General features: G+C 45.1%; 22 protein-coding genes, 1 pseudogene and 1 riboswitch. Of the genes and pseudogenes, 14 read left to right on the plus strand and 9 right to left on the minus strand.

Features of this window, described 5'->3' with window-relative positions:
- Positions 1–485: transposase (locus QY97_RS16805; protein ID WP_198402947.1), on the plus strand; the 485-nt coding region annotated here is incomplete at its 5' end.
- An 86-nt stretch (positions 486–571) separates the two neighbouring features.
- Here the strand turns inward: QY97_RS16805 and QY97_RS16810 are convergent.
- Entirely contained in the window at positions 572–931 is a 360-nt protein-coding gene (locus tag QY97_RS16810; protein WP_039236777.1) for a winged helix-turn-helix transcriptional regulator, read from the minus strand.
- A 158-nt stretch (positions 932–1,089) separates the two neighbouring features.
- On the opposite strand from QY97_RS16810, the gene QY97_RS16815 reads away from it, so the two are divergent.
- A complete protein-coding gene (locus QY97_RS16815) occupies positions 1,090–1,731 on the plus strand; it encodes an FMN-dependent NADH-azoreductase (protein WP_039236779.1) in 642 nt (213 codons plus the stop codon).
- Between the two features lie 51 nt (positions 1,732–1,782).
- Here the strand turns inward: QY97_RS16815 and QY97_RS16820 are convergent, their stop codons facing one another.
- A complete protein-coding gene (locus QY97_RS16820) occupies positions 1,783–2,115 on the minus strand; it encodes a 2Fe-2S iron-sulfur cluster-binding protein (RefSeq protein ID WP_039236783.1) in 333 nt (110 codons plus the stop codon).
- 313 nt (positions 2,116–2,428) lie between these two features.
- On the opposite strand from QY97_RS16820, the gene bioW reads away from it, so the two are divergent.
- The 9 genes and pseudogenes from bioW to QY97_RS16870 all read left to right on the plus strand — a co-directional run bounded on the left by bioW (position 2,429) and on the right by QY97_RS16870 (position 11,170).
- Positions 2,429–3,199 carry a 6-carboxyhexanoate--CoA ligase gene (bioW, locus tag QY97_RS16825; RefSeq protein ID WP_039236834.1) on the plus strand — a complete coding sequence of 257 codons (771 nt, stop codon included), beginning with the start codon at positions 2,429–2,431 and terminating at the stop codon, positions 3,197–3,199.
- Positions 3,196–4,554, plus strand: a complete 1,359-nt coding sequence (bioA, locus tag QY97_RS16830) for an adenosylmethionine--8-amino-7-oxononanoate transaminase (protein WP_039236786.1) — start codon at positions 3,196–3,198, stop codon at positions 4,552–4,554. The genes bioW and bioA overlap by 4 nt, the downstream gene beginning before the upstream one ends.
- A complete protein-coding gene (gene bioF, locus QY97_RS16835) occupies positions 4,544–5,713 on the plus strand; it encodes an 8-amino-7-oxononanoate synthase (RefSeq protein WP_039236788.1) in 1,170 nt (389 codons plus the stop codon). Before bioA ends, bioF begins: the two co-directional genes overlap by 11 nt.
- Complete coding sequence (gene bioD, locus QY97_RS16840; RefSeq protein ID WP_039236837.1) at positions 5,713–6,423, plus strand: dethiobiotin synthase; 711 nt, start codon at positions 5,713–5,715, stop codon at positions 6,421–6,423. The genes bioF and bioD overlap by 1 nt, the downstream gene beginning before the upstream one ends.
- On the plus strand, positions 6,420–7,427 hold the full coding sequence (gene bioB, locus QY97_RS16845) for a biotin synthase BioB (protein WP_039236790.1): 1,008 nt from the start codon (positions 6,420–6,422) through the stop codon (positions 7,425–7,427). The genes bioD and bioB overlap by 4 nt, the downstream gene beginning before the upstream one ends.
- A 249-nt stretch (positions 7,428–7,676) precedes the next feature.
- Positions 7,677–7,780: riboswitch (glycine riboswitch) on the plus strand.
- Positions 7,781–8,021: 241 nt separating this feature from the next.
- A pseudogene (glyA, locus tag QY97_RS16855) lies at positions 8,022–9,258 on the plus strand (serine hydroxymethyltransferase).
- 15 nt (positions 9,259–9,273) lie between these two features.
- A complete protein-coding gene (locus QY97_RS16860) occupies positions 9,274–9,780 on the plus strand; it encodes a serine dehydratase beta chain (RefSeq protein ID WP_039236797.1) in 507 nt (168 codons plus the stop codon).
- 22 nt (positions 9,781–9,802) lie between these two features.
- On the plus strand, positions 9,803–10,690 hold the full coding sequence (sdaAA, locus tag QY97_RS16865) for an L-serine ammonia-lyase, iron-sulfur-dependent, subunit alpha (protein ID WP_039236802.1): 888 nt from the start codon (positions 9,803–9,805) through the stop codon (positions 10,688–10,690).
- Between the two features lie 174 nt (positions 10,691–10,864).
- On the plus strand, positions 10,865–11,170 hold the full coding sequence (locus tag QY97_RS16870; protein ID WP_039236805.1) for an iron-sulfur cluster biosynthesis family protein: 306 nt from the start codon (positions 10,865–10,867) through the stop codon (positions 11,168–11,170).
- A 513-nt stretch (positions 11,171–11,683) separates the two neighbouring features.
- On the opposite strand, the gene QY97_RS16875 is transcribed toward QY97_RS16870, so the two are convergent.
- From QY97_RS16875 to QY97_RS16890, 4 genes are all read right to left on the minus strand, one after another.
- Positions 11,684–12,241 (minus strand): DUF6155 family protein, encoded by a 558-nt coding sequence (locus tag QY97_RS16875; RefSeq protein WP_039236807.1) that lies wholly within the window; start codon positions 12,239–12,241, stop codon positions 11,684–11,686.
- A 39-nt stretch (positions 12,242–12,280) separates the two neighbouring features.
- Positions 12,281–13,003 (minus strand): AAA family ATPase, encoded by a 723-nt coding sequence (locus tag QY97_RS16880; protein WP_039236810.1) that lies wholly within the window; start codon positions 13,001–13,003, stop codon positions 12,281–12,283.
- A gap of 124 nt (positions 13,004–13,127) precedes the next feature.
- Positions 13,128–14,702, minus strand: a complete 1,575-nt coding sequence (locus QY97_RS16885) for a Vga family ABC-F type ribosomal protection protein (protein ID WP_039236813.1) — start codon at positions 14,700–14,702, stop codon at positions 13,128–13,130.
- 387 nt (positions 14,703–15,089) lie between these two features.
- Positions 15,090–15,488 (minus strand): DUF2512 family protein, encoded by a 399-nt coding sequence (locus QY97_RS16890; protein WP_039236816.1) that lies wholly within the window; start codon positions 15,486–15,488, stop codon positions 15,090–15,092.
- Positions 15,489–15,668: 180 nt separating this feature from the next.
- Between QY97_RS16890 and QY97_RS16895 the strand changes: the two genes are divergently transcribed.
- On the plus strand, positions 15,669–15,923 hold the full coding sequence (locus QY97_RS16895) for a hypothetical protein (RefSeq protein WP_039236819.1): 255 nt from the start codon (positions 15,669–15,671) through the stop codon (positions 15,921–15,923).
- A gap of 45 nt (positions 15,924–15,968) precedes the next feature.
- On the opposite strand, the gene QY97_RS16900 is transcribed toward QY97_RS16895, so the two are convergent.
- Positions 15,969–16,970, minus strand: coding sequence for an ABC transporter substrate-binding protein (locus QY97_RS16900; RefSeq protein WP_046128799.1), 1,002 nt, complete (start codon positions 16,968–16,970; stop codon positions 15,969–15,971).
- A gap of 99 nt (positions 16,971–17,069) precedes the next feature.
- Positions 17,070–17,963 carry a TauD/TfdA dioxygenase family protein gene (locus QY97_RS16905; RefSeq protein ID WP_039236823.1) on the minus strand — a complete coding sequence of 298 codons (894 nt, stop codon included), beginning with the start codon at positions 17,961–17,963 and terminating at the stop codon, positions 17,070–17,072.
- A gap of 407 nt (positions 17,964–18,370) precedes the next feature.
- Here QY97_RS16905 and QY97_RS16910 point away from each other — a divergent pair, with 407 nt between their 5' ends.
- Both QY97_RS16910 and QY97_RS16915 read left to right on the plus strand, forming a co-directional pair.
- Complete coding sequence (locus QY97_RS16910) at positions 18,371–19,138, plus strand: ABC transporter ATP-binding protein (RefSeq protein ID WP_039236826.1); 768 nt, start codon at positions 18,371–18,373, stop codon at positions 19,136–19,138.
- 25 nt (positions 19,139–19,163) lie between these two features.
- On the plus strand, positions 19,164–19,988 hold the full coding sequence (locus QY97_RS16915) for an ABC transporter permease (protein WP_039236829.1): 825 nt from the start codon (positions 19,164–19,166) through the stop codon (positions 19,986–19,988).
- On the opposite strand, the gene QY97_RS20885 is transcribed toward QY97_RS16915, so the two are convergent.
- On the minus strand, positions 19,978–20,197 hold a 220-nt coding region (locus QY97_RS20885; protein WP_232506370.1), incomplete at its 5' end, for a hypothetical protein. The genes QY97_RS16915 and QY97_RS20885 overlap by 11 nt on opposite strands.

Here is a 20,197-nt window from a genome sequence, read left to right on the forward strand (position 1 = left end):
GCCGAATACCCGTGAAGGAACATCCACAGTGCCGCCGGACTCAATTCCGCCGAATAAAGGAAGATCTTTACGCTTGCCCTTGCGGGGTGCCTTTTTACTATCGGACGACAACACGGAAAGGTTCCCATGAGTTTAAACCGCCAAAAGGCAGCTGTCAGGGGTGCCCATTTGCGAAAAAACCGGGAGAAGACCGGGTGCTTCGTCTATCCATTCATCAGGAGACGTATAATGAACTGCGCCAGCAGCGCCTGTCTCTGCGGGGAAAAATCTTGCGTTCTGTTCGGCCATCCACCGTTGAATTAAGCTTTGCACACAGTAAAGAACTCCACGGTCTGCGCTATGCACGTTACCGTGGAGTTCAAAAAGTGAAAACGCAAGTTTTGATGACTGCCATCATACAAAACTTGAAAAAGTGGGCCAAACTCCGCTCTTTACAGAAAATTGGTCTCCACCTCACTTCTCATATTATAGAAGATTCCATTTAACAATTTAAAAAAAGTGAAAACCCCGGTGAGAATTCACCAGGGTTTTCTTGACTAAGTTGTTTTTCAACAACGTGAGAAGCGAACGGTCAGTTCGCTTCTTTCTGGGCCATTCTTTTCTCTTTTTCTTCCTTATGAGCCGTGTGCTTGCTCCCCCATTCATGCATCGCTTCTAGGATCGGCTCGAGGCTTCTTCCGTACTCCGTAATGGAATACTCTACCTTCGGAGGCACTTGCGGATAGACGACGCGCTGGACAATGTCTTCTTCCTCTAATTCCCGCAGCTGCTTGGTCAGCATCTTTTGGGTAATCCCCGGCATATGGCGTTTCAGCTCACTGAACCGCATCGTCCCGTTGATCAATAAGTGCAGCAGGATGATCGGCTTCCACTTGCCGACTAAGATTCCTAAGGCATCTTCCACACGGCACAATTCAGGTTTCTTTTCCATCGAATCCTCCCCCTTAGTATCCTTTTTGATACTATGCTACTTTAAAGTGCGTACTTACTTTCTTTAAGGAATACTATTACAATAACATGGAACCGGAAAAACCGAAAGAATGGGCCGCTGCCTGTTCTGGCTATAAAAGAAAGTGGAGGAATTGTATCATGAATGTACTTGTAGTGAAAGCGAATAATCGCCCGGCATCCGAAGGTGTATCGAGCAAAATGTATGAAACGTTTATGGAAGAAATCAAGGGTGCCGAAAACTTGAACATCACGACATATGATGTGTTCGAAGAGGATATGCCTTATTTCGGACAGGATTTATTCAATGCCTTCGGAAAAACAGAATCCGGAGCGGAACTGACAGATGTAGAACAGCGCCTTCTAGCAGCTAAGCAAAAGGCGATGGATGCTTTGTCAGCAGCAGACGTGGTCGTTTTTGCTTTCCCGCTGTGGAACTTAACGATCCCTGCCAAATTGCAAACATTTATTGATTACGTGTACGCAGCAGGGTTTGCGTTCAAATACAGCCCTGAAGGCGAAATGATTCAGCTGATGACAGACAAGAAAGCGATCTTCCTGAATGCGCGCGGAGGCGTTTACTCTACTCCAGAAGCCGCACCAATGGAAATGTCTGTGAATTACATGCGCAACGTATTCGGCGGTGTATTCGGCATGGACATCATCGATGAAGTTATTATCGAAGGCCACAATGCCGCACCAGACCAAGCGGAGGCCATCATTCAAGAGGGTCTAGAGCGCGTGAAAGAAGCAGCCAAGAAACTGGCGTATCAGCACGCCTAATATAAAACTAACGAAAGGAGCAGCTTGTCGGCTGCTCCTTTTGTGTTCCGGTTATTCCTCAGGTCTCGGGCCTGGCTCCATGCCGGAGCTTTCGGCGGTTAAGATAGGGCGGACCGTTAAATCCTCTGTAATGCGGATCTGGCAGGATAAGCGGAGGTGATCTTCAATCACGCCTTCGATTTCCTTTTTCTCAAACGCTTCTTTTTCAAGCGCCGATAAGTCACAATAATCGCCCGCCAGCATCTCCACCCGGCAGGTGGTGCACCTTGCCCGGCCTCCGCAGCGGTGAAGAATATTGATTCCGTTATCCTCTAGAGCCAGTACAAGCTTTTTCCCTTTTTCCACTTCAAAGGTTCCATATCCGACTACCGTTAAATATGGCATGTTGCCCTCCTTGAACACGTTTGGCTTATACAGGCAGTTATTGCCTAAAACGCGGGGAAATATGCAGAGAGCGAAGAGTATTTAATTGGATAAAGACAGGCTTAGAAAGGAATCATCTCTTCGTAAACCCATGAAGGGTGTGACAGTAATAGCGGTATATGACTAAATGTACGATCATGGTAAATTTCTGAAATATATATAAATTAAAATATTGACAAAATAAGTAGCGATATTTAATATTTTAAATGTTAACTATGTTTTAATTTAAGTTAACATTAGAAAGAGGTGAGAAAACGAAAGGATGGTAAAAGCCTTGCGAGAGGAAACATTTTATAGTGTTAGAATGAGAGCCTCCCAGAACGGACCTCACGAAAAAGGCGGAAAGCATATATCCGGAGGGGAACAGCTTTCAACCTACGACAATTTGAAACAATCTATAAATGTTCTGCTGGATAAAGCGTTGTCCCATTCCAGAGGCAATCCGGATTTTATGCAAATTCAGTTTGAAATGATTGATGAACCGATAAAAAAACTGAAACCGTTGCCTATTGAAATAAATGAAGCGGGGTCCGTCGAAGAAGGACAATCAATCGCTCGGAATCTTCTAGAGAAAGCAGGAGTCCCAACCGAGAGCATTGAAAAAGCACACAGAGAATTAATGGAGCATTCGGTACTTAGAGGAGCAATTTTGTTTGATATCCGCTCTTGTTCACGAATCGGTGATCGAAATGAAAAAGGGGTCCGGGTTTCGAGAATGGACTGGTTAACCGGGGATTTTGAAAAATGGGCGGACCATTACAACATGTCTCGAAGCCAAAGATTGAAGGAGGCGCTTGTACTAGCAACAAAGGTAAGTGCGCACCCTGCTACAATCGCAGAGTTATGCTGGTCAGATGATCCAGAATACATAACAGGTTATGTGGCCAGTAAAAAGCTGGGGTATCAGCGAATAACGAAGCTAAAAGAATATGGAGATGAGCGTGGCTGCCGAATCTTCTTTGTGGATGGCTCAAGCCATCTTCAGCCATACATAGACTACCTAGAAAGACAATCCATACTAATTCAATGGGAGGAAGATGAATGACACATGAATTAATTGAAAAAAGCAAAAAGTATCTTTGGTTACCATTTACACAAATGAAAGATTATGATGAACATCCTTTTATTGTGGATAGCGGAAAAGGGATAAAGGTGAAAGACATTGAAGGCAAGGAATACTATGATGGATATTCGTCTCTATGGCTTAATGTTCATGGTCACCGGAAGCAAGAATTGGATGAAGCAATTAAGAAACAGCTTGATAAAATAGCCCATTCTACTTTATTAGGGTTGACAAATGTTCCGGCAACAGAGCTTGCTGAAAAGCTCGTTGAAATAAGTCCTGAAAAGCTGACACGCGTCTTTTACTCAGATAGCGGAGCAGAGGCGATGGAAATTGCTCTTAAGATGGCCTTTCAGTATTGGTCGAATATTGGCAGACCGGAAAAACAAAAATTTATTGCAATGCAAAATGGCTATCATGGTGACACGATCGGAACTGTCAGTATAGGGTCCATTGAGATGTATCATCAAGTGTACGGTCCCTTAATGTTTGAGAGTTTTAAAGCACCTATTCCTAATGTTTATCATTCTAAGAGCGGTGATCCTGTACAATGTCGCGATGAATGTTTAGACATTCTTGAAAAGTTATTGATCGAGAACCATCAGAATATTGCAGCCCTCACAATTGAATCCATGGTCCAAGGGGCTGGCGGTATGATTGTCATGCCTGAAGGATTTTTGTCGGGAGTACGTAATCTTTGTACAAAATATGATGTCTTAATGATCGTGGATGAGGTAGCCACTGGATTTGGTCGTACAGGTAAAATGTTTGCCTGTGAACATGAAGGGGTCCAGCCTGACTTAATGGCTGTGGGGAAAGGAATCACCGGAGGCTACTTGCCCATTGCTGCAACCTTAACAACAGAGGACATCTACAATGCCTTCTATGATGATTACGAAAAGTTGAAAACATTGTTCCACGGCCATTCTTATACAGGGAATCAGCTTGGATGTGCCGTTGCCATTGAAAATTTGCGTCTGTTTGAATCCGAAAACATGGTAGAAGAAGTCTCAAAAAAGACAGAGGATCTTCACTTGCTTTTAGAAGAGTTGAAATCACTTCCGCACGTGGGCGATATTAGGCAGCTTGGGTTTATGTGTGGAATCGAGCTTGTTTACTCAAAAGAAACAAAAGTGCCTTTCCCTGCAAAAAAACGGGTAGGCTATCAAGCTACATTAAAAATGAGAGAACTTGGAATGTTAACAAGACCACTTGGTGACGTGATCGTCTTTATGCCTCCGCATGTAAGTACAAGGGAAGATTTAAAAGCAATGGTCACGATTATGAAGGAAGCCATTATGGAGGTCACAAATGAGGTGACGGGTGTTGAAGCTTGACGATTGGTTAAGCCAGAGGGTCAATCAAACAAAAGAGGCAGGATTGTACCGTCATTTTCATACCATGAGTTCGGCCCCTTCACCTGAGGTGTTAGTAGACGATCAGCGCCAAATCGTGTTTTCCTCCAATAATTACCTAGGACTTGCGAATGATCAGCGCTTAATTCATGCAGCAAAAGCAGCCTTGCACGAATTTGGAGTCGGGAGCAGCGGATCGAGGTTAACGACCGGCCATACGGACTGGCATCAGAATCTGGAAGAAAAAATAGCCCGTTTTAAGCAAAGTGAAGCGGCCCTTCTATTTTCCAGTGGATTTTTAGCCAATGTAGGCGTGCTGTCTTCTTTGCCTGGAAAAGGGGATGCTATCTTAAGCGATCAGTTAAATCATGCAAGCATTATCGACGGATGCCGCCTCTCAAAAGCGGACACCTTTATTTACAACCATATCGATATGAAGGATCTCGAAAGAAAATTGAAAGAAACAACGTCATACCGACGACGATTTATTGTAACAGATGGAGTGTTTAGTATGGATGGGACCATTGCCCCTCTCGATCAAATCACCTTAATAGCGAAACAATATGATGCTTGCGTCATTGTAGATGATGCCCATGCAACAGGAGTTTTGGGAGAACGAGGAAGGGGGACAAGTGAATACTTTGGTGTTCATCCAGATGTGGTGATTGGAACCTTAAGTAAAGCGGTCGGGACGGAGGGCGGTTTCGTCACAGGTTCCAAGGTATTAATAGATTTTCTGCTCAATCATGCTAGAACCTTTATTTTTCAAACAGCGATACCGCCGTCCATTTGTGCTGCCTCCCACACCGCCTTAGGAATCATTGAAGATAGCGATGAACAGCGTCATCTATTGTTTTCTAATGTTAAAAAAATAAAAAGCAGTTTACAAGAAATGGGCTACAGGATGAAAGGAGAGCTAACACCGATTATCCCGGTCATTATCGGTGACCCCAAAGATGCTGTCATTTTTGCGGAAAAGCTTAAGAAAAATGGAATATATGCTCCTGCTATCCGTCCACCCACCGTACCAAGTAAAGAAAGTCGTATTCGTTTAACTGTCACTTCTGCCCATGGATCCAGAGAAATAGACTACTTATTGAAATGCTTTTATCTCATTGGAAAAGAGTTGAATATGATTTGATCAACGGTTTTTTTGTAACAGGAACAGATACCGATGTGGGAAAAACCATGATATCAAGCGGACTTGCTGCGGTATTACGAGAAAAAAGGTTCGATGTTGGTGTATTTAAGCCATTGTTAAGCGGGGTTGCGCGTGAAGATTCGAAGAGTGATACAAGCTTGCTGAAGCAGCTTTCCCAGACACCTTTATCCCATAAAGAGATTACCCCGTTTGAATTTAAAGAGCCTCTGGCTCCATATGTGGCCGGAAAGCTGGAAGGCAAGATCGTAGAGATGGAAGATCTAGTAAGCCACTGGAAAAGGATCAGAGAAAAACATAAATTTTTCATAGTCGAAGGTGCAGGCGGAATTTCAGTACCGTTAGGGAAAGATTTCTTGGTTAGTGACTTGATAAAGGTCTTACAGCTGCCAATTGTAATTGTAGCCCGGCCAAACCTCGGGACGTTTAATCACACATTTTTAACGGTTGAATACGCAAAAAAACTGAGCCTTCCAATTGCCGGGATCGTCATCAATGGAATTAATGATCTTCCGAGCCTTGCGGAAAAAACAAACCCCGACTTAATTGAGAGGCTATGCGGCGTGCCTGTATTAGGGGTTACTCCTAAACTGAAAGACATCACAAAAGAAAATATAATAAAAATGGTGAAAACTCATATAGATGTGAACCTGCTAATCAGCCAACTCAATCAGCTGGAGGGAATAAAATGAACAAATGGAGCCAAATGGCAGATCAAGTACTAAAGGGGAAAGCGGTATCCAATGAAGAAGCGCTTTCTATTTTAGAATGTCCAGACGATGATATCTTATTGTTAATGCATGCGGCGTTTCAAATTAGAAAGCGTTATTATGGAAACAAGGTAAAGCTAAACATGATCATGAATGCAAAGTCGGGACTTTGTCCGGAAAACTGCGGCTATTGCTCACAATCTTCTATTTCAACAGCACCAATTGATAGTTACAGAATGGTCGATAAGGATACCATCCTTGAAGGAGCTAGGCGGGCTTATGAGTTAAATGCAGGAACATACTGCATAGTGGCCAGTGGTAGGGGCCCATCTAATAAAGAAGTTGATCATGTAGTCGAAGCGGTCAAAGAAATTAAGGACACTTACGGGATGAAGGTTTGCGCCTGCCTTGGGATTTTAAAGCCAGACCAAGCGAAGAAATTAAAAGAGGCTGGAGTCGATCGTTACAATCATAACATCAATACATCAGCGAGAAATCATGAGAATATCACGACTTCCCATACATACGATGATCGTGTCCGTACAGTAGAAAAAGCAAAAGCAGCAGGAATGTCTCCATGTTCAGGTGTCATTGTAGGAATGAAAGAGACGAGACAAGACGTGGTCGATATGGCGAATGGTTTAAAGGCACTTAATGCCGATTCAATTCCAGTTAATTTCCTTCATGCCATCGACGGGACTCCATTAGAAGGAGTAAAAGAATTAAATCCGCTGTATTGCTTGAAAGTGTTAGCGCTGTTCCGCTTTATCAATCCAACAAAGGAAATTCGGGTTTCAGGCGGACGTGAAGTGAATCTGGGGTCCCTGCAGCCACTAGCGCTGTATGCAGCTAACTCGATCTTTGTTGGAGATTACTTAACAACAGCTGGACAAGATGAAACAGAAGATGAAAAAATGTTACGCGAGCTAGGTTTTGAAGTAGAGTCAGTAGAAGAGATGAAGGCTAGCTTAGCAGGAGAAAAATAAAAACAGCTAAAACGACATGATGCTTTTTAAAAACGAACCAGACCATAGATGGTTGCGTTCTCTAGTCAGTAACGTATTCGCTTCTCGAATGGTGGAAAATCAAGGAACAGCAAACGTTAATTTAATTTTCCTTATACAAGGTAAAATTAAAAAAGAGTTTTTGAAAACAAGATCCGTTCTCAGACAAACAAATTGACATTCCTTTAATCGCCGACTATTCTAAATATAACAAAAATTAAATAAGAGCGGATGACAATTGCGGGAGAGTGCAAAAGACAAAGGCCACCGAAGGAGCAAGTTCCAAAAAGACCCTTGGAACCAATCTCTCAGGTAGACGGAACCGCAATCGGACGCACCTCTGGAGAGAGCGCATCTAGATGGCGCCACCAACGAGGAATACTCTATGATCCATAGAGTTAAACTCTCAGGTAAAAGGACAGAGAAGGGTAAAGAAAGCTGCTGTTACCCTTTTCTGTCCTTTTTTGCGTGCAAAAAAGGCAGTGAATCCTTTCATTTGTAACCAGTCCTCACGGAAAAGCAGGTCAGCAGCGAAAAAATGAACTGTTTATGACAAATGTATTGGAGGAGAGAAACATGAGTTTGCAACAAAATGATTCCACTATTTTCGAAGCGATAGAAAAAGAAAGAAGCCGCCAGCATCAAACATTGGAGCTGATTGCCTCTGAAAACTTCGTCAGTGATGATGTGTTAGAAGCCATGGGAAGCGTGATGACCAATAAGTATGCGGAAGGCTATCCGGGAAAGCGCTATTATGGCGGATGCGAGTTTGTGGATATCGCGGAGCGGACAGCGATTGAGCGTCTAACCAAGCTTTGCCAATGTGCAGCCGCACTCGGGTGCCCAGGCGAATCTGGCTGTCTTTTATGCCTTGCTTCAGCCCGGCGATAAAGTGATGGGCATGAACCTTTCGCACGGCGGCCATCTCACGCATGGAAGCCCTGTCAGCATTTCAGGCAAATGGTTTGAGGTCGTGTCTTATGGCGTAAGAGAGGATAACCAGCTGATTGATTACGATGAACTGGAAGCGATCGCGAAGAAAGAGAAGCCGAAACTGATCATTGCCGGGACAAGCACCTACCCAAGAGTCATTGATTTTGCGCGTTTCAGAGACATTGCTGATCAAGTTGGAGCGAAACTTATGGTCGATATGGCGCATATTGCCGGGCTTGTGGCAGCAGGCCTCCATCCATCGCCTGTTCCTTATGCAGATGTTGTGACAAGCACCACCCATAAAACATTGAGAGGACCGCGCGGCGGGGTTATTTTGACCAACGATGAAAAGATGATCAAAGCGGTCAACAAAGCCGTGTTCCCCGGCATTCAAGGCGGGCCGCTAATGCATATCATTGCGGCGAAGGCAGTGGCCTTTAACGAAGCGTTGCAGCCGGGCTTTAACGCGTATGCCCAGCAAGCGATTGAAAATGCCGCGACACTTGGGGAAAGCTTAAAGAACGAAGGTGCGACGCTTGTGTCTGGCGGCACGGATAATCATCTTATCCTTTTAGATTTGCGCCCGTGGGACTTGACAGGAAAAGAAGCAGAGAAACTATTAGAAGAAGCCGGGATTACCGTTAATAAAAATACGATTCCATACGACCCTCAAAGCCCCTTTGTCACGAGCGGCATCCGCATGGGAACAGCGGCTTTAACGACCCGCGGCATGAAGCAGGAGGAAATGGTGAACATCGGCAAAATCATGGCGGACGTTCTAAAGAGCAAAGGAGACCAACAGGTGCTAAACCAGGCAAAAGAGACAACGACGAATATTTGCGAGGCCTATCCGTTATTTCAACAGCCCACGCATGCATAGGAAAGGAGCATAAGCATGGAATTTCAAAGTTGTTTTGACATTATTGGGCCTATTATGGTAGGCCCGTCAAGTTCACACACAGCCGGAGTCGTATCGATTGGCAAGTTTATTCATGAATGGATAGGCGGATGTCCGGAAAAGGCGGATATTGTGTTTTACGATTCATTTGCTGAAACGTACCAGGGGCATGGGACCGATAAAGCCCTGCTTGGCGGATTATTGGGGATGGACACGGATGACTCCCGGATTAAGCATTCCCTGGAATGGGCAAAAGAGTCTGGCATGCAGTATGAATTTGATTTTGAAGACAGCTGTATCCAGTTTGACCATCCAAATACAACGATCGTGACAGCCAAACGCGGGGGTTGTACGGTAAAAGTGGGCGGTGCCTCCATTGGCGGCGGACTATCCAAAATCTTCATGATTAACGATGAGATGGTCGATATTCGCCTAAGCACAGATGAGGACTTGGCAGCTCTTGTCAAACAATATCATCAAGAACTAACCATTAACCAAAAATGAAATTCCTTACGGAGGTAATGTAATGGAAATTCAGTCCATGACAGAGCTGATTGAAGCATGCCAGCGGGAACAAAAAACCATTGGCGAGATCATGTTGATGATGGAAGCAGAAAAGTCAGGAAAAGACGAGGAAACAATTATCCATATGATGGAAGAGCGTTTGATCAAAATGAAAGAAGCCGTTGACAGCGGCACAGCCGATGCCTCAGCAGCACCAAGCGGCATTTCCGGCGGGGATGCGGTGAAAATGAGTAACTACATCAGCCAAGGGAAAGCCCTTTCGGGAAGTTACATTGGTGACGCGATGACCTTCTCCATGGCTACGTCTGAAAGCAATGCGCGAATGGGCGTCATTGTGGCGACTCCAACGGCTGGAGCGGCCGGTATCCTGCCTGGTGTCCTGTTTTCACTCCATAAGAATGACGGCTACGCGTATAAAGATCTAGTGATGGGCCTGTTTACCGCAAGCATGCTGGGCTATGTGATTGCCAACCGCTCCTTTATTTCAGGAGCGGCTGGCGGCTGCCAGGCAGAAGTAGGATCGGCGACAGCGATGGCGGCAGGAACCATTGTCGAGCTAAAGGGAGGCACCCCGGCACAAGCCGTGAATGCTACCGCTCTTGCGATGAAATCCCTGTTAGGCTTAGTTTGTGATCCGGTGGCAGGTCTCGTTGAAGTGCCTTGCATTAAGCGGAATGTGATTGGCACATCAATCGCTTTTTCCGCTGCGGATTTATCGCTTGCCGGCGTGGAAAGCCGGATTCCATGTGATGAAGTCATTGAAGCCATGTACAGAGTTGGAAAGGAAATGCCCCGGACTCTTAAAGAAACCGCGCTTGGAGGCCTTGCGACGACCGAGACAGGCAAAAGGGTGAAAGACCAGTTATCCTGCAGGAAAAAGAATCTGTAAGAACGGAAAGAGAACGTGTTCCGAGCGGGGAGAAGGTCCCTGCCATTGATTCGTTGTAGGCATGTATGCCATATCATTTAAGGACTGCCAAGAATGCGGAGACGGCCATTTTCCGACTGTTCCGTTCTTGGTAGTTTTATACAATTTCAAACAGCAAGAGGGGAGAGGACCCAGATGATTGTTATGTTAACGAAATCGGCATTAACTAAGCTGAAAGAAATAGAGCTGGAAAAAGAGCAAGCTCCCCGGATTGATGCCAGTATAGCTGGCGGCTGCGGGGTATCTGTCAAATTCACCCTTATTTTCGATGAGCCGCGCCGGGGAGATATTGTGATGGAAGACAGCGGCATTCAAATTCGGCTAGACCGTTTTACGAAGCGTTATTTAGAGGAAGTGACGCACATTGATTATACCGATGAACATGGTTTTCTCGTTGGAGAGCATTTCGCTTCAAGCGCCTGCGCCATTGAAATCAATTAAATAACATTCCTTTGGATTTTTATCTCATCGTTTGTATCATTGGTGATTTTATTTATGTGCATGTGAGAGAAGCTTGTCCAAACTGGTTAAGAAATAAAGGCATAATGGTTAGTTGTTGCGAGAACAGTTTAATCTTTAAAATATCTCATTATTTAAAGTTTACTTATGAAATGAGATATTTTATACGAAACTTCCTATAATTTATATTATGTTAACTAGAATTAAAAAATGAAGGATGGAGCTTTAATTCTTTCTGTCCCCTTCTTTTTTCTTTCAACAGCACACTATTCACTAACTATCTCATTTTTTCCTGCGGCTAGTATGTTTTCTAACGTTTATAATAATTACATTGGCCAGCTCTAGCTGTAATTATTTATGTTTTTATGAATCTAAACAAATGATTTAGCTCACAAATACGGCTGCAGATATAAGCAAAACCGCTAAAAACAAATAAGACTCATCAATATGTGATGAATCTTGTTTGTTTGATTGCTATTTCAGTTGATTGCTAGATTATTCATCGTCTTCATCATCCAGCGCCCAGCCCATGGAGTAATAAATTTCGCATAGCTCATCGTGATAATATCCCCATTCGATGCCGGATGACCGCTCCACAACAGCATACAGCCGCTCTTTCAATTGGCTGAAGGCTGTTTCATCTTTATCGCATGCCGTTACGACTTTATCATACATCGACAGCATGCTGTCATAGAATTTGCTATCTATATCCCCATACATACTAGAAAATTCTGTTCCGGCTTCTACATAAAACAGCATTAAATCCAGCGTTCTATGTGGGTCGCCCGATAGCTTTTTAAAGCTTGAAATTGCATTTTTTGCCTCATTTAACCGCAGCTTTCCATAACCGCGGTCTGGGAAAAATTGATCGCTTATTTGCTTCTTCGTTTTTTCATATAAATCTATGACAGCCGCTTCGCCTATGAATTTGTTAGAGAGATATTGCTGCACATCCTTATTTAACTTATAGAGTTCCGAGATTAATTGAATCAGCTCTTTTTGCTCCAATGCTTTGAGTTCTTTTTTCAATTCAGTCAACTTTAGCTTCGTCATATTTATCTATCCACTCCTTCATTCTTGTATCTAAATCTATTATGCATCCTCACTATATAACAGCTCTCTCAAAAACCGCTCCCTATTTTCCAGAAAATACCTTGTGAGCTGATAGTGCTCCGTCTCCTCGTATGTGACCTCCTGGATGGTTTCCTCATCAAAGCTGAGGATGGTGGCATCTGGATATCCTAATAGAATAGGAGAGTGCGTGGCAATAATAAACTGACTGTCCCCTGATGAAACCAGGTCATGCAAGACTTTTAAAAATGACAGTTGCCGCTGCGGCGACAAAGCCGCTTCCGGTTCATCCAGTAAATAGATCGCTCTTCCCGTGAACCGGTTTAAAAAGAGCGAAAGAAACGCTTCTCCGTGTGACTGTTCATGCAGGGAGCGCCCGCCGTACGCCCCTTGAGCCCCTACGTCGTCCACATGAGAGGCAAACTGGTAAAAAGACTCCGACCTTAGAAAGAATCCGTTCGTTACTTTCGGCAGCCATGAAAGCCTTATGTATTTACCAAGTGCTGACTCAGACGCATGCACGTCATAATAGTTATTCCGTCCTCCGCCGGCTGTGTTAAATCCGCATTGCTCAGCCACCGCCTCTAACAGCGTCGACTTCCCTGTTCCATTCTCACCCACAAAAAAGGTCACTGGGCTTTTAATATCCACCTGATCCAGGTGCCGGATGGAAGGAATGGAAAAAGGATAGTCACGGAAAGTGGGAATCCGCTCGTGCTGCAGGGTAATCCTTTTTAAAAACATTGTGCCTCTCCCGTCCTTTCTATGTATATGCAGAAGTCTGACATGTCCACATTACCATAGTGATCCATTAAAAAAAATCACCAAAGGCAAATGACTATCCACCTGCCTCTAGTGATCCAGACCATTAATCCCTAGCCTCTAAATCCCGCTTCTCTTTTAAAAGCCGCTGGAACTCCGCCTCGAGTGCAGGGGTCGATTCGATGCTGAGCCGGCTGAGGACTTCCGATATTTTGGTTTCCAGCACGAGCCGTTTGTCTTCTGCGGTGTCTCTGGCTTGCTGAGGCTCGTAAGTCTTGTAGGCCTGGTAGGTTCCTTCAAACCATTCTATTTGTTGGTTACGAATGATGAGAAGGCACGTAGCCAGGTTCTCGATCAGCCGCCGGTCATGCGTGACGAAGATCACTGTGCCCTCATATTCCGCTAACAGCGATTCCAAGGCGCTGGCCGCTTCAATATCGAGAAAGTTGGTCGGTTCATCTAAAATCAATGTATTGATATCACTTAAAAACAGTTTGGCGAGTGCAACTTTTACCCGCTCGCCGCCGCTCAATACCCCCGCTTGTTTATAGACATCCTCTCTGAAAAAATGCAAACGGGCCAGCACGGTCCGGATAAAGGATTCTTCGTGCCTGGAGGTGGAACGGACATTCTCAAGTATCGTCTTGTCTGTATCAATGATCGTTAAATGCTGGCTGAAATAGCCGATTTTCACGGCTGGAGAAAGGGTCAGCCCTTCTTCCTGATTTATGATTTTCTTGATAAGCGTCGTTTTCCCGCTGCCATTCGGACCGATAATCGCTAGTTTATCCCCGCCGTGAACATGAAAGCTGACCGGGTCCCAAAGAACCCGCTTGCCCACAGTCCCGGCCACCTTCTCGGCCCGAAGAATGATCCGGTGTTTGATTGCCTCCTGGTTCGGCAGGTCCATTTTGAGCGGTGCGGCTTCCTTCACTTTTTCTACCTTTTCCAGCTTCTCTAATCTCGTTTCAATCGACTTAGCTGTTTTTTGCAGCTTCTTTTGCTTTTTCGCAAAGTAGGGCTTGGCTCCGGTGATTCTTGCTTCGGAGGGGCTCACTTTTTTCGGCGCTTTCGTCGCTCTTTCTGCTTTTCTCTCTTTTTGCCTTAAGGCTTCCTCTAATTGTTTTTTCTTCGCCTCATATTGCTCGTAGGCGGCTTGTTTTTGCTGTTTCTCCCGCTCTTTTTGCTCGGCGTAATCACTATAGTTGCCTTTATACTCGCTGATCTTTCCATCGTCGATTTCCCATATGGTGGTGCATAAGGTATCTAAAAACGCACGGTCATGAGAGACAATAACGCAAGCGCCTTTCCAGTGGGAGAGCTTCTTCTCGAGCCATTCAATGTGCTCGGTATCAAGATGGGTCGTCGGCTCATCGGCAAACAAAACAGCGGGTGCTTTCATAATGGCCTCGTTAATATAAGCTTGAGTGACTTCACCGCCACTTTTCGTCGTATCGGTTCGCTTGAGCTGCGGCAACAGTTCACATTGCCCGTGATGAATCACGGTTCCGCTCTCGGGTGAGAGCTTCTTCGCTAGTATATGCAGCAGAGTTGTTTTTCCGCTGCCGTTGCGGCCGACTAAGCCGATCCGGTCCTTTTTATGAATTTGCAGCCGCTCCATATCGAATAACAGACGGTCCTTGACATAGTGTTTCACGTTCCATGCTTCTAACAGCAGCATACCATCATCCCCTATTTTTTATTTTTCAGGGAACAAAAAATGCCCCCTATCCACGGTCAGAATAGGAGGCATACACAGCATAGGTGGGTACAAGAAAAGAGACTCCTCCCTTTTCACACCAACTATAGAAGCAGCCAATCCTATTCTGAAGCATCTGAATGAAGGCATCACGAACCAAGCAGGCATATAAGCTGCTTCGTGATAACGACCTTCCATTCGCGGCTTTCAACAATAGGATTAGTACTTCATGTAATTGGTTCACCCTTTCGTTCATGTGAGTTCCTTTTTACTGTAGCGGATTGATTCGGATTCGTCAAACAATTACAGGAGCTTAACTGAAAATGCTCGACACAAAAACAAAAGGACTGCTTTCACAGTCCCTTTTGGTTACACGGTTTCATGGTGGTCCGGCTTTTCATCAAATACGTTATTGTCTAAATACTTATGGAAGAACCATTCTCCTACACCAATCATAATAGCGGAAAGAAGAGCGGCGCTGAATAAGTTATCCATGCCTACAAATAAGCTGTTTCCCATAAAGTAGATGACTAAAAAGCTTAAAACGATGTCCGATAAGGTGGCGATGGTATTTCTTTTCGTATATTCCAGGCTGTCACCAACGCTTCGGAATATCAGCAGGTCACCAAGTACATACGCAAGAAGTGTTAAGGCTGCACTGATCCACAGCGTATCACTCAATGCCCCATCAAAAATGCCGGACAAAATAATGCCTAATACGGCCGCAATCATGACGAATTTAATGATAATGGCTTTTACATGCTCCATTCGGTTTTCCTCCTTTGTTTGGGATATAAGTCTATACCCGGAAGGAAAGAAATTAGGCATTGCCTGTATGCACCATCCTCTTGTTTCTCTTCTTTGAACCATTGTTTTAGAAACACAGAAAAGGGAAAGAATGGAGAAGAGACCGAACCATAAGATACTCTCATCAAGGAGGAATCAGCCATGACAAACAAGCGTAATGAGCAAAGCCCAAGAGACATGGAACAGAAGCGCACATCCGCTCATAACCAGCAATACGGTGAAGACTTCTATCAAAAAATGGGCGATGACGTGAATCATTCCACCGAATTTTATCAAGGGGACAAACTGGAAAGCAGCGACTCCTTTGACCTCCCTAACAGCGAAGAGGTTTATGAAAAAGAAGACTTCTACCAGGAAATGGGCGACGACCCTGCTCCGAAAAAGAATAACCAATAAAGCGATAAACAGCCGGCCCCCGTTTTAAAGACAGAGGCCGGCTGTTTATGGTTCCTTAACGGCCGCGTCCAAGTATTCGTTATGAATGTGTTCTTTAAAACGGAAAGATTCTTTAATGTAGCCGACATCCGCTAATGTATTGATTGACTCCTGCTGGGCGTTGATGGACTCTTCAGTAAAAAACAGGTTCGGCTGGTCTGCTGTGATCATTTTCTTGATCGTCTCTTTTGGCATGTTCGTTTCTTTGGCGTAAAGTTCAGCAGCCTCATCGGGGTGATGGATTTGCCAATCTGCCGCTTTTTGATACACTTTCACATAGGTTTCTACCAGTTTCGGATGCTCCTCTGCAAACCCTGTTCGCGCAATAATCGCTCCGGGGGCTAATATGTTTTCATCCACTTCAATGACGGAGGCGGTTCCTTTTTCCACGTTATGAAGGTAATAAGGATTCCAGATCACCCACGCATCCAGCTTCTTGGATTCAAAGGCGGCCTGCCCGTCATCCGGCTGCAAATTAATCATTTTCACGTCATCTGTCGTTAAACCGCTCGTCTTTAAGGCTTTGATTAAATAAACGTGAGCGGTGGTGCCTGAAGCGACACCGACGGTTTTTCCTTTTAAGTCGTCCAGTTTCTTGATGTTTCCATCTTTTTGAACAAGGATTCGTGAATTCGCTCCGCCGTCAGATGTTTGAGCAATGACCTCAAAGGGCAGCTGTTTATCGATGCCGGCGATCAGTGCACCGTCTCCTAACAAGGACAGATCCACCCGGTTAGACGCAAGTGATTCCAAAAGCGGCGGACCGCTTGGGAACTCACTCCACGCGACTTCAACATTGAAGTCTTCAAACTCTTCTTCAAACCAGCCTTTCTGTTGAGCAAGGAATAAAGGCGACAGCTTCCCATTTAATGCAATATTCACCTGAACGGGAGCATCGCCTCTGTCGTTTTGTTCATTCACTTCTCCTGCGCTCGACTGGCACCCTGCCAGTATACCCGCTACAGCAATCACTACCCATACCCATGTTTTATACGTGTGGTTCTTCATATTCTCCCTCCGTCTATCTATATAAAGGTTCCATAAGGGAAGACATCCCTTATGGAACCTCTCGATCTTTAAAACATTTTCCTTTCTGGTGGTAACGGCTTATTTCTTGGAAAGAAGTGAACTTGCCTCCCCCGCTTCGTTTACCGGCACGTGGCTTCCAACGGTTACGCGGCGAACGATACGGTGCTGGTCCGTATAGTCAGCCACCGCATAATGCTGGGTGGCTAAGTTATCCCAGATGACGATATCGCCTTCTGACCATTTCCAGCGTACAGTATTTTCTAAGCGGGTTACATAGGAGTCAAAAATGCTAAGGAGCCTTTCCGATTCGCTCGTTGTATAGCCATCAATTCGTCCGGCGAATCCGCCGAGCAGCAAATGTTTTTTCTTCGTTTCCGGGTGAATATGAACCACTGGATGTCTCGTTTTGTAAATCGTTGATTCAAAGACAGCCCGGTAGTGCTGGGTCGCCTCATTGCCTTCTTTGTCCCTCGGTTTAAATTGAGCATAGTCATACTCATTCGTGTGAATCCCCCATAGCTGATCCGCTAGTTTTTTTAAGCCTTCCGGCAGATCTTCATAGGCGGTATGGGTGTTGGCCCAAACCGTGTCTCCGCCCGTTTCCGGAATGGTAACTCCTCTTAAAATCGAGTATCTCGGCACCTGCGGGACAAACGTGACATCCGTATGCCAGTGATTGGCCTTGGCCCCTTTGTGGGAATCGAGCTCGAAAATATAATGGGTGTCCTGTTTCACCGGGACGGTCGGATGATTGTACGGCTGCCCCAATAATTTCGCAAAAGCTTCCTGGCTGGCATCATCTACATGATGCTGTCCTTTAAAGAACAAGACTTGGTGCTCGTGGAGTGCCTCTCTAATCTCGTTCAGTACAGTGGGATCTAAATTTTCATGTAACTGGACTTCTTCAATGACCGCACCGATCCTTCCTGTCACTGGTACCGCTCTTACCGCTTTTGTTTGATTGATTGTCATTTTTCTTTCCTCCTATTGTGCTTATTTGTGAACACCTAACTTAACCGCCCTGTATAGTTGGTTTAGTAATAAAAAAAGAGATTCAACGAGGGGCGCACTTCGCTCCCATGTTGAATCTCTAGTCGACTAGTCGATTCTTGATTCCTTATTGAATTAGATGAACAGTTAAGCGGGTGTATATGCTGCATCTTACCAAGAGAAAAAATAATCTGTCAACTATTTTTTAAACTATTCCAATAAATTTAGTTGGTTTTAGGTCTTGCATGTCGATGAAAGGAATGGTAAATTATTATCAATTCAATCAGCTGACATGAATCAACCAGTCCACTGGAGATTCGGAGAGATGGCCGCACGCGCCTTTTCTCTGAATCTCCTTTTTTTATTTTATTTAAGGGGGAGATCCAATCATGGCTTCTATGCTGACGATTGAACACGTAAGCAAAACTTTTCAAAACGATCAGGACCGTGTCCACGTGCTGCACGACTTGGATATTTCAGTCAGGAACGGGGAATTTATCTCGATTATCGGCCCGAGCGGCTGCGGAAAAAGTACGTTGTTAAAATTGATTGCCGGACTTGACCCGGACTTTGACGGAACGATTGCGGTTGGCGGCCAAGCGGTAGACGGCCCTTCGAAAGACCGGGGCTTTATTTTTCAGGAGCACCGCTTATTTCCATGGCTCACGGTGGAAAAAAACATTTCAGGCAATCTTTCATTAAAAGACCCATCCGTGCGCCAAAGAGTCGATGAGCTGCTTTCGCTCGTTCACTTGAAAGGATTTGAAAAAGCCTACCCGCGCCAGTTATCAGGCGGCATGTCACAGCGGGTCGCCATTGCACGGGCTTTGTTGCGCCATCCTGGCGTGTTATTGCTGGATGAACCGTTCGGGGCGTTGGATGCGTTCACCCGTACCCACCTTCAAGAAGCTTTGCTGGAAATATGGAAGAAAAACCAGACAACGATGCTGCTCGTCACGCATGACATTGATGAAGCCATCTTTTTGTCGTCAAAAGTGATCGTCATGGAGGCAAAACCGGGGCGGGTAAAGGCAGCCATTCCCATTGAGCTGCCCTACCCGAGAACAAGGATCAGCCAATCGTTTCAGGAATACCGGACATTGATTTTAAGCTACTTCGAAGGTCCAGCGGAAGATACAGAGGATTGGAGCATTTAATTCACACTTGAAAGGATGATAAAAAATGCCTGCACAAACGATCGCTCAGAACAAAGCGGTATCGGTTAAAAAAGAGAAGTCCACCTACACGAAAGGCCGCGTGGTTTGGCGGGGCGTATGCCTGCCGGCTACCGTCATGATCTTATGGGAGCTGCTTGGGTCTACCGGTATATTGCCGGCCCAGTTATTTTCTTCCCCGTCGCTCATTTTTACCCGCTTCATGGAGCTCGTTCAATCCGGTGAAATGGCCAGCCATCTGCGCATCAGCCTGACCCGGGCTTTTCTCGGTTTCGCCTTAGGTGCTTTTTTTGGATTGGCTGCCGGCATTACAGTAGGTGTAAACAAAAAAGCGGAAGAGTATCTTAACCCAAGCATCCAAATGCTGCGCACCATCCCGCTGCTGGTGCTGACACCGCTGTTTATTATGTGGTTCGGATTCGGGGAATTGTCTAAAGTGCTTCTCATTGCGTTAGGCGCCTTTTTCCCTTTATACCTACAAACCTTCCTGGGGATCCGGAACGTAGATAAAAAACTGTATGATGTCGCCCGAATACTAGAATACAGCCGCCTGGATCAAATTACGAAATTGATGATTCCTGCTTCATTGCCGAATATTTTGCTCGGGATACGGTTGGCCTTGAGCACTGCCTGGATGTGCTTAGTCATCGCTGAATTGCTGGGAGCCGACAGAGGCGTCGGCTTTATGATTCAGGATGCGCGTTCGTTCATGCAGACAGACACCGTCTTTGTAGGAATTCTCATCTTTGCCCTTGCCGGAAAATTATCCGATTCCATTGTCCGCTTTTTAGAACAGCGCTTGCTGAAATGGCAGGATAGCTTTAAGGCTTAATAGGTTGGCAGGGTAAAGAAAGTATCTTATTTTCAGGTACTGGCATGGGCCTCTGTTTTTGAAGCAAAGGTCCATCCGCTTTTATACAGCCAGCCGCTGGTTTAATACCAGCGGCTGGCTCATTCTGTTGATAAAGTCTTCTGTCAATGGACAAACAGTGAAAAAATATGTAGAATCTCCTCAGAATACGTGAAAGAGGAGGTTTTTTT

The sequence above is a fragment of the Bacillus thermotolerans genome, assembly GCF_000812025.2.
Lineage (GTDB): Bacteria > Bacillota > Bacilli > Bacillales > Domibacillaceae > Quasibacillus > Quasibacillus thermotolerans.

Coding starts and splice junctions, on each gene's coding strand:
- sdaAA (WP_039236802.1), top strand. CDS start 9,803: ATGGAAATTCAGTCCATGACAGAGCTGATTGAAGCATGCCAGCGGGAA.
- QY97_RS16875 (WP_039236807.1), bottom strand. CDS start 12,241: ATGACGAAGCTAAAGTTGACTGAATTGAAAAAAGAACTCAAAGCATTG.
- QY97_RS16890 (WP_039236816.1), bottom strand. CDS start 15,488: ATGGAGCATGTAAAAGCCATTATCATTAAATTCGTCATGATTGCGGCC.
- QY97_RS16880 (WP_039236810.1), bottom strand. CDS start 13,003: ATGTTTTTAAAAAGGATTACCCTGCAGCACGAGCGGATTCCCACTTTC.
- QY97_RS16900 (WP_046128799.1), bottom strand. CDS start 16,970: ATGAAGAACCACACGTATAAAACATGGGTATGGGTAGTGATTGCTGTA.
- bioA (WP_039236786.1), top strand. CDS start 3,196: ATGACACATGAATTAATTGAAAAAAGCAAAAAGTATCTTTGGTTACCA.
- QY97_RS16910 (WP_039236826.1), top strand. CDS start 18,371: ATGGCTTCTATGCTGACGATTGAACACGTAAGCAAAACTTTTCAAAAC.
- QY97_RS16870 (WP_039236805.1), top strand. CDS start 10,865: ATGATTGTTATGTTAACGAAATCGGCATTAACTAAGCTGAAAGAAATA.
- QY97_RS16820 (WP_039236783.1), bottom strand. CDS start 2,115: ATGCCATATTTAACGGTAGTCGGATATGGAACCTTTGAAGTGGAAAAA.
- QY97_RS16905 (WP_039236823.1), bottom strand. CDS start 17,963: ATGACAATCAATCAAACAAAAGCGGTAAGAGCGGTACCAGTGACAGGA.
- QY97_RS16860 (WP_039236797.1), top strand. CDS start 9,274: ATGGAATTTCAAAGTTGTTTTGACATTATTGGGCCTATTATGGTAGGC.
- QY97_RS16815 (WP_039236779.1), top strand. CDS start 1,090: ATGAATGTACTTGTAGTGAAAGCGAATAATCGCCCGGCATCCGAAGGT.
- QY97_RS16885 (WP_039236813.1), bottom strand. CDS start 14,702: ATGCTGCTGTTAGAAGCATGGAACGTGAAACACTATGTCAAGGACCGT.
- QY97_RS16915 (WP_039236829.1), top strand. CDS start 19,164: ATGCCTGCACAAACGATCGCTCAGAACAAAGCGGTATCGGTTAAAAAA.
- QY97_RS16810 (WP_039236777.1), bottom strand. CDS start 931: ATGGAAAAGAAACCTGAATTGTGCCGTGTGGAAGATGCCTTAGGAATC.
- QY97_RS16895 (WP_039236819.1), top strand. CDS start 15,669: ATGACAAACAAGCGTAATGAGCAAAGCCCAAGAGACATGGAACAGAAG.
- bioB (WP_039236790.1), top strand. CDS start 6,420: ATGAACAAATGGAGCCAAATGGCAGATCAAGTACTAAAGGGGAAAGCG.